This is a genomic window from Paenibacillus sp. IHB B 3415, assembly GCF_000802655.2.
In the GTDB taxonomy this organism is placed as follows: Bacteria; Bacillota; Bacilli; order Paenibacillales; family Paenibacillaceae; genus Paenibacillus_AQ; species Paenibacillus_AQ phytohabitans.
On record NZ_JUEI01000043.1, the window covers coordinates 106805 to 119674 of the forward strand.

Below are 12870 nucleotides of genomic sequence, written 5' to 3' on the forward strand. Positions count from 1 at the left end.
AAGGGGAAGCCCCCTCCTTTGCCTCTGTCTATATTTATGGGTGTCTTATTTAGTGCGCTGCATTATACTGATCCAGCAGTTCCTTGGCTATCTGCATACCTGCACCATTAGTCCAGGTATCAATCTCCTTCTGCACATCTTCCCAGGTGCCTTCACCCAGCACATATTTCGTCATCACGGCGCTCATTTTTTTGTAGCTGTCCGGATTCTTGCTGGCGAACTGTGAGTTGTAGCTGAGGAATGGATTCTCAACACCGATCTTGCTGATAACATCCAGCGTCGCCTTTTGCTGCGCCAGAATCTCCGGCTCCTTGGAGCTGGCGTATACATATGGATCTACCCGGTTCTCCAGCACGAATTGGCTCGGCTTATCCAGGTCGTATTGCTTCTTCTGCTCTTCAGTCTGCACAGCAACACCATCTTTGAAGTCACTGGAGTGAATGCCGGTAACTCCCGCTTTGGAGAACGCTATATTCTCCTCGGAGGCGGTGAAATCAAGGAAATCAACAATCTGCTGAACCTTGTCTTCCGGTACGGAGCTTGGAATGACCCACAGCCCGTAGTATCCGCCGAGTACAGCAGCACCTTTGTGTCCGTCTGCCCCTTCGAGCACATCGACAATGGCAATTTCAGCATTCGGATCTGTCTGCTTCAGCTTCTCCACATTGGCCTCTCCCAGATCGCTGACATTCCCCACAAAAGCACCAGCTGTGCCTGCCAGGAACTTGCTCCGTGCCTGGCCCTGGTTCTTAAGCACCGGCGCATCTTTGTCAATCAGGCCTTTGCTCCAGGAATCTCTCAGCCACTCCAGAAATGCCTTGTATTCGGGAGTCTGGAAATCCCGCACGGCATTGCCGCCATCCAGCTTCCACACATTAGGAATGCCGAAGGCAAACTGAATCGGAAGCACACCTGAGAAAGGTCCGGGACTATTGACTCCGTCTGAACCATAGATCGTAAACGGAATGGTTTTGCCTCCGCCCGCCGGATCATTCTCCTTGAATACAGCAAGCGCATTCGTCAGCTCATCCATCGTTTTTGGCACAGCCAGATTGTATTTGTCCAGCCAGTCCTTACGGATCAGGATATTGGCTTCCCCTCCGCCGTACAGGCCGCGCGGCCGGGGAACTCCGTATACTTTGCCGTCAATTCTGATTCCATCCCAGACGACATCATCGATCTGACTGATATTCTGTGTCTTCTCCAGATAAGGCGTCAGATCATGGAACGCGCCCATCTTCACCAGGTTGTTGAACTTGTCATCCTTTCCGCCATCCATGAGCAGCAGATCATAGGAATCGCCTGCCGACACGGCTACGGAGAGCTTATCGGTGTATGCCTCGGAGGGTACGAAGGTCACATCCAGATCGACGTTGCCGCGTTTCTCCAGATCCTCCAGCGCTTTATTGCTGCCCATCTCCGGCGGATTGCCGAAGAGGATCGTCATCGCTTTGATGCTGGCCGGCTTGCCGCCAGTCTCTGTCTGTGCGCTTCCATCCGGTGAGGCTGTGCTGCCTGCGGCCTGATTATTATCTCCGGAGCAGCCTGCCAGGGTGGTTACCATCAATGCTGCTGATGCCATAAGCGGTACAAGCTTTCTTGTAAAATTCATTGTTATCCCCCATTCGCTTGTATTGAGTGCGTTTACATTGTTCTTACACTTTGGATTATAGAAGACACCGCAGGTAGTGAACATGCCGGATTCGAGCCAAAGTGTCACCATTCTTAAGATTTCCCCGGATCTGTGTTTCTCCTTATTCTCCAATGTACTATAATCTTTATAGGATAGCCTATCCAGCATCCAGCGTCTAAAACCGGTTAACGGAAGGGGTTCCTATGAGTTCACCATTTTTCAGCTTTTTGCGGCGGAGCTTCTATATCAAGATGATTCTCGTCATGTTCGCCATCTCCGTAATTCCGCTGATTGTATTGTCTATTATCTCTGTAAGCGTATCCACCACAACCGTAGAGAAACAGGTGAACCGTCTGAATGCCCAGCTTGTCAATCAGGTCGTAGACCGGATTGAATTAACCATGACCCGGCTGAGGGAATTAAGCGAGCAATATTCACGTATTTCGTCGATTCAAGGCGCGCTGGTTTCACCGTCGGCCCAATATTTTGAAGAGGTTGTCCGCAAAAAGGATCTGATCTCCGTGCTCAGCAGCGCCTCGGCAATTATCGGGAATGTAGAGGGGCTGCAGGTCTATTCAGCTATTACAGGAGAAGTGCTGTCTTCTACGGAGGCCCCGGCTGCCCTTGCGGATTCCCCTTACCAGCCGCTGATTGAAACGTATTTGGCCTCGGGGAAACCTAATATTTTTCTGGATAAGCACTCTTTGCCGGAACTTGCGATTCTGGACTCTTCCACCTATTATATCTCACGGGTTCCCTTCGATTTGTATGAGGACTTGAAGGGAGTGCTGCTGATCTCCATGAGCAATAACCAATACCAGCGGCAGATCGAGAATATTCAGCTCGGGAGCGAAGGCTCCATTTCGCTGTTGACCGAAGACGGGCTGACGATCGCTACAACCAGCAAGCTTGAGAAAGCCGAGGACACTAGGCGTGTACAGGGTATTCTCAAGCACTGGAAGGAGCTGAACCGCCCCGATCAATTCGCGGCAGGCTCTTCCATTGTCTCAGTCAAACAGACCTCCACCTACGACAACTGGATCGTGGTCTCGGAAATTCCGTCCAAGGAGCTTACCGCCAGCGCAGACATTATCCGGCGGACCGTAACTTATTTTCTGGTCATTCTTGCGGTGCTGGGGGCACTATGCGTTGTCGGGTTCGGATATCAGTTATACCGGCCGCTGCAAGCCGTGAAGCGGCAGGTCGATGCGCTTAAGAAAGGGCATTTCGAGGCCCGGGTCACTCATTTTGCCAATAATGAAATCGGGGATCTGGGCAGGATGCTCAATACGATGGCTGTCCGTATCCAGGATCTGCTGGCAGATTTGCATGATTCGGAGGACCTGAAGCGCAAGCTGGAGATTCGAGCGCTGCAATCGCAGATCAATCCCCATTTCATGTACAATACCTTAAATACCATCCGGATGTTCGCCATGATGAAGGATTATGAGAAGATCAATTCGCTGATGGGCCGGCTGGTCGCGCTGCTGCGGTACTCTATGGAGAATTTCGAGCAGTCCGTGCAGCTTCGGCAGGAGCTTGATTATTTGGCGGATTATGTGGGGCTGCTCAATATGCGGTATAAATGTCAAATCCGGCTGGAGTCAAGCATCGAGGAGCCGCTGCAGAGTATGCAGATTCCGAAGCTGAGCCTCCAGCCGCTGATCGAAAATTCTGTGTTCCATGGGATTCTTCCGCGTAAAACGCCGGAAGGGCATATCAGTATACGGGTCTTCACCGATACCGGTAAAAACTATATCATCCTTGAGATTACTGACGACGGGATTGGCCTTGCGGAAGCCGAACTGAAGAAGCTGCAGCTCCATCTGCTCCATGAAGAGTCCACGGAGAACATCGGGCTGCAGAATGTATGGCTGCGGATGAAGCTGCTGTTCGGAGGGGATGCGCAAATTCTGCTCTCCAGTGCTCCGGGTGAAGGGCTGACGATCCGTATTATGCTGCCGTCTGAGAATGTTCTTGTAAAGGAGGAGCCTCATGAATCCCTATAGAGTTGTACTCGTGGAGGACGAAATTCCGGCAAGAACGGTATTCCGTCATTTCATTGAAGAGCGTGCCGATTTGTTCACGCTGGTCGGCGAAGCCGAAGACGGCCGGGACGGACTGGAATTGTTCCTGAAGCACAAGCCGGAGCTTGTCGTAACCGATATCACCATGCCGGGCATGAATGGACTTGAGATGCTAAGCGAAATTGAGAAAAGCGGAGAACGTCCGCCGCAGATCATCATCCTTACCTGCCACCAGGATTTCCATTATGCCCAGCAGGCCATTCATCTGAAGGCTGCAGCCTATCTCATTAAAGATGATTGTCTTTCTGATCCCGGCCTGTTGACCCGGACGATGGAGGAGCTGGCCTCCCAGGTGAACTCACTTGATGAAACCCGGGAAAAGCATCTCCAGTTGGAACAGCAGGTCCGCCTCAGTGAGGTGGAGATTGAGCAGAGCCTCTTTCTGGATATGCTGCTGAATCCGGCGGCCGAAGCCAAATGGCTGCGCAGTCTGGAGGACTCCCAGCTCCCGCTTCACGGGCAAAGCTTCAAGGTATTGCTGCTGGAGCTGGACAGGAATTCCCTTCGCTTCCCGATCGATCAGCTTGAAGAGCTGAAGCTGTGGCAGTTCGCCGGAGTCAACGTACTCAAGGAGCTGCTGGCCGGCATAGGCCCGCATAAAGTCATCGCGCTCGACAAGGGACGTTTTCTCGCCATATACACCGATACGTCAAAGGCTATGCGCCCCAATCTCCCGGAACAGGTGCTGGATTCCTTTGCCGCCAATCTCAAAATGAGCTGCATTGCCCTGCAGTGCAGCTTCGGCCAGGGACTGAAGGCCCGGCCTGAGGCACTGAAACGGCTGGCTTCTGCCCCCTATCCTTTCTTTTACCGCTTTGGCGAGAGCATCGCTATTGAGGATTGGGAACAAATCGCCCGTTTCCAGCGGATTCCGGAGCCGCTCAGCCGGTTCTGGAGCAAGGTACTCAAGAAAGCACTGCTGGAGCCGCATTTGAACACGGCTGCACTGGAGCAGGAGCGCCTCTCCTTATACCGCCAGGCTATGGAGCAATCCTGGGACCCGGAGCAGATCAAATCCTTATATTTGAGAGTCTTCCTGGATATGAGCCATAACGTTATTGGAGCAGAGGGCGGTGCGGATCTCGAAGCGGACCTGCGTAAAAAAATGGAGCTGTGCCAAACCTTCAACTCCGTACACGAGGCGACCTGCGATTATTTCCGCAAGCTTCAGCAGCTTCAGGAGGGTGGCCGCAAGATCGATGCTTCGATTACAAGAATCATTCAGCATATGCGCGAAGACCTCAGCTATCCCTATAAGCTGGAGGAGCTGGCAGCTTCGATTAATTACAGTGTGCCTTATTTCAGCTCCATGTTCAAAAAAGCAGTAGGCGAAAGCTTCATTCAATACCTGACCCGTCTGCGGATTGAAAAGGCAAAGCTGCTGCTGCTTACCACGGATCATAAGACATTCGAAATTTCTGAATCTATCGGTTTTGAGAATTACCGGTCCTTTAACCGGATCTTCAAGAAAGAGGCAGGCGTATCCCCTTCCGATTACCGCAGAATGGGCATGGGAATGCCCCAATGATAAACCCCCGGTATCTCCAGAATTTCTGGTGATACCGGGGGTAATTTAGCTGACACTCCGTCAGGAACGGCGGTTAACAAACATCAGCATAAGGGCCGAGATGACAATGATTGAGCATACCCACATCCAGGCCAGCGTCATATTGCCTCCGTCAACCGCTACATAGATCGCCGTCGGCACCGTCTGGGTGCGCCCGGGAATGTTCCCCGCTACCATAATCGTAGCGCCGAATTCGCCCAGCCCCCGCGCAAACCCGAGCACATAACCTGCGGCCAGTGAACGGCTGGCCAGCGGAAGGGTTACATAGCGCAGGACCTGAAGCTCGCTGGCTCCCTGCGCCCGAGCGGCATCCTCAAGATCCTTCTCCACCCCTTCGAAGCCCGCCTTGACCGTCCTGTATACCAAGGGGAAAGCAACCACTACTGCGGCAATGACTGCCGCGCCCCAGGTAAACAGAATGGTATGCTCGGTGAACTGCTCATACAGCCTGCCGATCCAGCTCCGCCGGCCGAGGATCACCAGCAGGACGAAGCCGACAACCGTCGGCGGCAGAACCAGCGGAAGCAGCAGGACCGTTTCAACCAGGCTGTGTCCGAAGAACCTCCGCCCTGCCATCTTTCTGGCGGCCAGCGTAGCCAGCAGGAACACAATAATGCTGGTAATCACCGAAATCTTGACCGAAAGCCAGACCGGGGCGAAAAAATCGGTCCAATTGATCTCCATCTCTTCTCACCCCATTTATATAGTAGTTATTATTGTGCTAATTGAAAGCCGTAGCTTGTAAATACCGTATCCGCCGCTGTTGTCTGCACATAATCATAGAATGCCTTGGCTTCCGCCTGATGCGAGGAATCCTTAACAATGCCGACCGGATAATTAATCGCCTTGTGTACATGTGCACCTACTGTCAGGGCAATCTTCACTTTCTTCGAGCTAAGCGCATCGGTCTTGTAGACGAAACCGGCATCTGCATTTCCTGTCTCCACATAGGACAGCACCTGACGGACATCCTTGGCAAAGACCAGCTTGCTCTGCAGCGTATCCCATACCTTCTTAGCCTTCAATGACTGCTGCGCATATTGCCCGGCCGGTACGGATTCCGGCTGGCCGACAGCCACCTTCTTGAAGGCTTTATCGGTAAGCTGGGTGATTGTAGTAATGGAAGTGTTCGAATCAGAAGGCACCACGAGAACCAGCTGATTCTTCAGCAGTTCCGTATTATCACTAATGAGCCCGCCATCTACCAGGGCAGTCATCTGTTTGTCTCCTGCAGAGAAGAACAGATCAGCCGGAGCGCCTTGTTCAATCTGCTTTTGCAGCGTACCGGAAGCACCGTAGTTGAAAATAAGATCAATACCGGGATGCTGCTTCTCATAAGTCACGGCAATCTTGTCGAGACTGTCCTGCAGGCTGGCTGCCGCAGATATAATAATTTCAGTTTTCTTAGCTGCCTGTGCCTGTTCACCAGGTGCAGCAGACAATCCCGCCGCTACCAATCCCGCCACTAACACTAACCCCAACTTCTTGAACATTCCCATTCCTCCCGTGTATGTATCTTATATATTTTGGTGCTATTCTAGCACATCTTTTTTGGTTTTACTATACGTTTTGATTATGTTTGATTATATTTAGTTATTATTGATATGAATAAGTGAGAATGCCAGCTTTATGTATAGCTACTCAGAAAAAATAGCCCTTACAAGCCAAAGGCCTGCAGGGCTATCAGTGAACAGAAGTTAATTCTTCATCCGCGGGTCAAGCACGTCGCGCAGGCCGTCCCCTGCCAGGTTGAAGCCAAGTACGGTCAGCATGATGGACAGTCCCGGGAAAATAACCGTCCAGGGTGCCTTCTGGATGAACTGCCGTGAATCCGAGAGCATCTTCCCCCATTCCGGATCGGGCGGCTGTGCGCCGAGTCCCAGGAAACCAAGCGCAGCTGCCTCAATAATCGCGGTGGCGATGCCAAGTGTCCCTTGCACGATAATCGGCGTTAAGCTGTTCGGCAGAATATGGGTCAGCAGAATGCGGTTATTCGTCATCCCGATCGCCCGGGCCGCCGTAATGTACTCCTCCGATTTCAGAGAGAGTACCTTGGCCCTTACCAGCCGGCCATAGGTAGGGATATTAACAATGGCGATGGCATACAGCGCATTCTGCAGCGAAGGCCCGAGAATGGCTACGATTGCAATGGCCAGCAGAATACTCGGAAAGGCCAGCAGAATATCGAACATGCGGGAGATCAGCATATCAATCCATTTGCCGTAGAATCCCGCAAGAATCCCCAGAAACGTACCGATAACAATCGAGCCGATAACCGAGAAGAAGCCCACCCAGAGAGAGATCCGGGCACCGTATAGAATACGGGTGAACATATCTCTGCCGAGATCATCTGTACCGAACCAGTGGTCAGCGGACGGCGCCTTGAGCCGGTTGACCAACTCCTGCTCCTTGAAGCCGTAAGGGGCGATGAAGGGTGCCAGCAGGGCAATCAGCACAAAAAACACAATGATGCCAAGGCCGAGCATCGCCGTCTTATTCTTGCGGAAAGCCTTCCACGCATCCCGCCAAGGCCCGGAAACCTTGTCAGCAGGTACAGCCGGGGGCGTTACTTGAATTGATGCCTGTCCCATAGGTTCACCCCTCACTTGTAGTTGATGCGCGGATCAATGACGGCATAGAGCAGATCCACCAGCAGATTAATGAACACGAAGATAAAAGCAATGATCAGGATACCGGTCTGGATTACCGGATAGTCGCGTGAGCTGATCGCCTCAAATATATATCTTCCCACGCCCGGCCAGGCAAAGATTGTCTCTGTCAGCACCGCACCGCCGAGAAGCGCACCTGTCTGCAGACCTACTACGGTCAGGACGGGAATCAGCGCATTCTTAAGTGCATGCTTATATACGACAAGGAATTGCGACAACCCTTTGGCCTTTGCCGTACGGATATAGTCGGAGTTCATGACCTCCAGCATGCTCGAACGGGTCATCCGGGCAATAATCGCCATCGGAATGGTGCCCAGTGCTATGCTTGGCAGGATCAGATGCTTGATGACCGTCCACAGCTGGCGCCAGTCTCCTGCCAGTATCGTGTCGATCACATATAGATTGGTAATACTCTCCACGGGATTCCGCTGATCCATCCTGCCTATAGAGGGCAGCCAGTGCAGCTTCAGCGCGAATAACATCTGCTCCATCAGCCCCAGCCAGAAGATCGGCATGGACACGCCAATAAGCGCTATAATCATCGCGGTATAATCAAACCAGGAATTCTGCCGCCAGGCACTTAGAATACCGGCGTTCACTCCTACAATGGTAGCGAACAGCATACTTGCTGCCGTAAGCTCCAGCGTTGCCGCCAGATAAGGCATAATCTCTTTGGCAATCGGTGTTTTGGTCCGGATCGAGGCTCCCAGATCGCCCTGCACCAAATCCCCCATATAGTTGAAGTATTGCTGCAGCCATGGTTTGTCGAGACCAAGCTGCTCGCGCAGCGCCTGTTTGGACTGCTCGGTTGCCTTTTGGCCCAGAATGGTTTCTGCCGGATCACCTGGAATGGCGTGGATAATGGAGAAGACGATAATCGTCATTCCGATCAGCACAGGGAATAAAACCATGACACGTTTTAATAGGTAGGAGTTCAAGTTGGCTCACCTTCCAGTGGTCCTTAAGCATAACTTGCCGCCCGGCATGCGGCGGCAAGGAAATGCTTATGGAGCATACTATTCGAAGTAAATTTCGCTGTAATATTCCGTACCTGTAGGGCCTGGAACGAATCCTTTCAGATTGGCCTTCGCAGCCAGCAGCGGTGTAGTGTGCACAAGCGGAATCCACGGTGCATCCGCTTTGATGATTTCCTGAGCCTGTTTGTACAGGTCGGAGCGTTTCGCCTGATCCGTTTCCTTCTGTGCATTGATCAGGATCGTGTGCAGATCTTCATTCACATAGAAGGTACGGTTGTTGCCGGGGATAGCATCCTTGTCGAGCAGCGTATACAGGAAGTTATCCGGGTCACCATTATCGCCAGTCCAGCCGAGCATGTAGATATCATCTTTCTCGCCGGCTTTGGTGTCATCCAGATAAGTCGCCCATTCCGGGGATTCAATAACCGTCTTCACGCCGATTTTCTCCCAGTCCGCCTGAATGGCTTCCGCTACCTTCTTGCCGTCTGGCATGTAAGGCCGGGATACCGGCATAGCGTACAAGGTTACTGTATCCGGCAGACCGTCTGGGTAGCCAGCTTCCGCCAGCAGCGCCTTCGCTTTGTCCAGATCATATTCATAATCCTGCACAGCATCGTTGTAGCCCCACAGTGAAGGCGGCATCGGGTTAACCGCTGCAGTAGCCTGGCCTGAGAAGAATGCATCAATGATTGCCTGTTTGTTCACTGCATAGTTCAACGCCTGTCTTACTTTCACATTATCAAAAGGTTTCTTCTTAAAGTTGAAGCCGAGGTAAGCTACATTGAACGGCGGGCGTTCAATCTTCTGCAGTTCAGTATTGCCTTCAAGCGTGGACAGATCATCCGGGCTTAAATCCTCCATCAGATCGATCTCGCCGTTCTGCAGGGCATTGAAGCGTGCCGAGTTGTCCGGGATGGAGCGGACGATCACCTTGTTCAGCTTAGGAAGACCTTCTTTCCAGTAGTTCGGGTTCTTGTCCAGTGTGATGGAATCATTATGCTTCCACTCCGTGAACACGAAAGGTCCTGTGCCTACCGGCTCGTTCTTGAAGTTCTCCTTCTTCTCCTGGATGGCAGCTGGGCTGGCAATCCCGAAGGAGGTCATAGCAATGTTCTGCAAGAACGGTGCCTGCGGCTGATTGAGTGTGAACTCTACCGTAGTGGCGTCTACCGCCTTAACCTCTTTGATTACACGGCTGCCGTCCGGACCGAACATCGAGTCATAGTAGTCAAAGGAATCGCCTTCGAACTTGAACTCACTTGCCGGATCACTCCAGCGTGTGAAGTTGAAGACTACTGCTTCAGCGTTGAAATCCGTTCCGTCATGGAACTTCACGCCCGGGTGCAGCTTGAAGGTATACGTCAGACCGTCAGCCGATACCTCCCAGCTGTCAGCAAGGGAAGCCTGTACTTCAGAGGTACCCGGCTTGTATTCCAGCAGGGAATCAAATACCTGGTGGGCAATCTTCAGGGATTCGCCATCTGTGACAATGGCCGGATCCAGCGATGCAGAATCGCCGCCGCGCCCAAGAATCAGCGTATCCTGCTTGTTAGCCGATGTTTCAGGCGAGCTCTCCGGTGCGGTAGTCGCCGCTGCATTCGTGCCTGCAGTCGCTTCTGTGCTTGCGTTGTTATTGTTCCCCCCGCAGCCGCTTAATGTTAATACCGCCCCCAGCGTTACTGCCAGTGCAAGACTACTCCACTTCTTCATCTCTAGAAAACTCCCTTCTCTCATTAAAAGTATTAAAGCGTTTATATGGAGCTGCGCCAAAGCGCTGCCATATATCAGGGCCAATGCATAGAGAGCGGTATTGAATCTTCCTTATTTCATTAGGCCAGCCGGGAACGGACTTCCTCATCATACAGATGGCAGGCGGTCAAATGTCCGGACCCTGTCTCCTGCAGCGGCGGTCTGACATTACGGCATACCTCCATCACCCTGGGGCAACGTGTATTAAAAGCACATCCGACCGGCGCATTCGCCGGACTCGGCACCTCACCCTGCAGAATGATCCGTTCCTTGCGGATATCGGGATCGGGCTCAGGAACTGCGGACAGCAGTGCCTGCGTATAGGGATGCTGCGGATCGGCATAGAGCTTATGCTTATCGGTGACTTCAACAATCCGTCCCAGATACATCACGGCTACACGGTCGCAGATATGCTTCACCACGCTGAGATCATGGGCGATGAAGATATAGGTCAAGCCGAATTCCTTCTGTAAATCCTGCATCAGGTTAATGACCTGTGACTGGATCGATACATCCAGTGCAGATACAGGCTCATCGGCGATAATCAGCTTCGGCTGGAGCGCCAGTGCTCTGGCAATCCCGATCCGCTGGCGTTGTCCGCCGGAGAACTGATGCGGGTAACGCTGCAAATGCGCTTTAGCCAGCCCGACTACATCAGCCAAACGTTCTACTGCAGCCCGGCGCTGCTTGGCATCGCCTACTCCGTGCACGATCATCGGCTCTTCAAGAATACGCTGTACGGTATTGCGCGGATCTAAGGATGAGAACGGGTCCTGGAAAACAATCTGCATCTCCCGGCGCCGCCCCCGCATCTCTTCTATAGATAGCTTCGTGATATCCTGACCTTCGAACCAAACCTCTCCCGCCGTGGGCTCAATCAGCCGAAGCAAGGCACGGCCGGTTGTGGATTTACCGCAGCCGCTCTCTCCAACCAGGCCAAGGGTCTCACCTTTGCTTACCGAGAAGGAGATATCGTCCACAGCCTTGACATAACCCTGCGCCCTACCCAAGAATCCTTTGTTGATCGGATAATACTTCTTAAGGCCCTTGACCTCTAGCAGGCTCTCACTCATACCGCATCCTCCTGTTGACTTTCATGCAGCCAGCATCTGCAGCTGTGCTGTTCCTCCTGCAGCGTAAGCTTCGGGAGGCTTTGACGGCAGATATCCATCACATCAAGGCAGCGCGGCGCGAACCGGCAGCCCTGCATTTCCTTGCTGAGGATCGGCACATTGCCCGGAATAGAATGCAGGCGGTCCCTGGTTTCATCCATCCGCGGTACAGATTCGATCAGCCCTCGGGTATACGGATGCAGCGGATTCTTGAAAATATCAGGTACGCTGCCTTCCTCCACTACCTTGCCGGCATACATAACCGCAACACGGTGGCACATCTCCGCTACAACACCAAGATCATGGGTGATCAGCATAACTGCCGTACCCTGTTCTTCGTTAAGCCGGCGGATCAGATCCAGAATCTGTGCCTGAATCGTTACATCAAGTGCGGTCGTCGGTTCATCGGCAATCAGCAGCTCCGGACTGCAGGAGATGGACATGGCGATCATTACACGCTGGCGCATGCCTCCCGACAGCTGATGCGGATATTCATCAATAATGGCCTCCGGCCGGGGAATGCCAACCTTGCGGAGCATCTCTACAGCGTGCTCCCGGGCCTCCTTCTTGGAGAGGCCGCGGTGCAGGCGTACGGTTTCTATAATTTGCTGTCCGACCGTGAACAGCGGATTGAGCGAAGTCATCGGTTCCTGAAAAATCATCGAGACCGAGTCACCGCGGATCTTACGCATCTCTTTCTCTTTGAGCGGGACAAGATCACGGCCCTTCAGCAGGATGCGTCCGCCCACGATTTTTCCCGGGGGATACGGAACCAGCTTCAGAATGGACAGGGAGGTTACGCTTTTACCACAGCCGGATTCGCCGACCACACCCAGAACCTCACCCGGATTAATGTACAAATCAACACCGTCAACTGCAGGAACTTCACCGCGGTCGGTAAAAAAGTGGGTGTGCAAATTTTCAATTTTTAGAATGGGCTGGATCAAATCTCTACCTCTCTTCTACTTAAAAATTGAACAAAGGTCAAATGACAGGATAGAAAATATATTTAAAAAGTTAGATATATTAACGAATACCTGACATGACACGTTACAATAATCCGCTTAAATACACAT

General features: G+C 52.4%; 10 protein-coding genes. 2 read left to right on the plus strand and 8 right to left on the minus strand.

Translation table 11 applies throughout. The features are described 5' to 3' along the window. Nucleotides 1-49 precede the first annotated feature (49 nt). The gene (locus tag QW71_RS19455; protein ID WP_039302219.1) at nt 50-1612 is read right to left on the minus strand and encodes an extracellular solute-binding protein; all 1563 of its coding nucleotides are present in this window, start codon (nt 1610-1612) and stop codon (nt 50-52) included. A gap of 224 nt (nt 1613-1836) precedes the next feature. On the opposite strand from QW71_RS19455, the gene QW71_RS19460 reads away from it, so the two are divergent. Continuing rightward, a complete protein-coding gene (locus QW71_RS19460; RefSeq protein WP_039302222.1) occupies nt 1837-3642 on the plus strand; it encodes a sensor histidine kinase in 1806 nt (601 codons plus the stop codon). Continuing rightward, entirely contained in the window at nt 3629-5248 is a 1620-nt protein-coding gene (locus QW71_RS19465) for a helix-turn-helix domain-containing protein (protein ID WP_039302226.1), read from the plus strand. Before QW71_RS19460 ends, QW71_RS19465 begins: the two co-directional genes overlap by 14 nt. Before the next feature lie 60 nt (nt 5249-5308). On the opposite strand, the gene modB is transcribed toward QW71_RS19465, so the two are convergent. The 7 genes from modB to QW71_RS19500 all read right to left on the minus strand — a co-directional run bounded on the left by modB (nt 5309) and on the right by QW71_RS19500 (nt 12741). Continuing rightward, on the minus strand, nt 5309-5971 hold the full coding sequence (modB, locus tag QW71_RS19470) for a molybdate ABC transporter permease subunit (protein WP_039302231.1): 663 nt from the start codon (nt 5969-5971) through the stop codon (nt 5309-5311). 29 nt (nt 5972-6000) lie between these two features. After that, on the minus strand, nt 6001-6780 hold the full coding sequence (modA, locus tag QW71_RS19475; protein WP_039302233.1) for a molybdate ABC transporter substrate-binding protein: 780 nt from the start codon (nt 6778-6780) through the stop codon (nt 6001-6003). 204 nt (nt 6781-6984) lie between these two features. Further along, nucleotides 6985-7878: a nickel transporter permease gene (gene nikC, locus QW71_RS19480; RefSeq protein ID WP_039302236.1), complete on the minus strand. Its 894-nt coding sequence runs from the start codon at nt 7876-7878 to the stop codon at nt 6985-6987. Nucleotides 7879-7889: 11 nt separating this feature from the next. After that, entirely contained in the window at nt 7890-8894 is a 1005-nt protein-coding gene (locus QW71_RS19485; protein ID WP_039302238.1) for an ABC transporter permease, read from the minus strand. A gap of 78 nt (nt 8895-8972) precedes the next feature. Further along, nucleotides 8973-10643, minus strand: a complete 1671-nt coding sequence (locus tag QW71_RS19490; protein ID WP_200905941.1) for an ABC transporter substrate-binding protein — start codon at nt 10641-10643, stop codon at nt 8973-8975. 119 nt (nt 10644-10762) lie between these two features. Next, nucleotides 10763-11755: an ABC transporter ATP-binding protein gene (locus tag QW71_RS19495; RefSeq protein ID WP_039302241.1), complete on the minus strand. Its 993-nt coding sequence runs from the start codon at nt 11753-11755 to the stop codon at nt 10763-10765. After that, the gene (locus QW71_RS19500; RefSeq protein WP_039302244.1) at nt 11752-12741 is read right to left on the minus strand and encodes an ABC transporter ATP-binding protein; all 990 of its coding nucleotides are present in this window, start codon (nt 12739-12741) and stop codon (nt 11752-11754) included. Before QW71_RS19500 ends, QW71_RS19495 begins: the two co-directional genes overlap by 4 nt. Nucleotides 12742-12870 lie beyond the last annotated feature (129 nt).

Excerpts from the sequence above, each read along its gene's own strand:
- modB (WP_039302231.1), bottom strand. The coding sequence starts at position 5,971 with ATGGAGATCAATTGGACCGATTTTTTCGCCCCGGTCTGGCTTTCGGTC.
- QW71_RS19490 (WP_200905941.1), bottom strand. The coding sequence starts at position 10,643 with ATGAAGAAGTGGAGTAGTCTTGCACTGGCAGTAACGCTGGGGGCGGTA.
- nikC (WP_039302236.1), bottom strand. The coding sequence starts at position 7,878 with ATGGGACAGGCATCAATTCAAGTAACGCCCCCGGCTGTACCTGCTGAC.
- QW71_RS19465 (WP_039302226.1), top strand. The coding sequence starts at position 3,629 with ATGAATCCCTATAGAGTTGTACTCGTGGAGGACGAAATTCCGGCAAGA.
- QW71_RS19495 (WP_039302241.1), bottom strand. The coding sequence starts at position 11,755 with ATGAGTGAGAGCCTGCTAGAGGTCAAGGGCCTTAAGAAGTATTATCCG.
- modA (WP_039302233.1), bottom strand. The coding sequence starts at position 6,780 with ATGTTCAAGAAGTTGGGGTTAGTGTTAGTGGCGGGATTGGTAGCGGCG.
- QW71_RS19455 (WP_039302219.1), bottom strand. The coding sequence starts at position 1,612 with ATGAATTTTACAAGAAAGCTTGTACCGCTTATGGCATCAGCAGCATTG.
- QW71_RS19460 (WP_039302222.1), top strand. The coding sequence starts at position 1,837 with ATGAGTTCACCATTTTTCAGCTTTTTGCGGCGGAGCTTCTATATCAAG.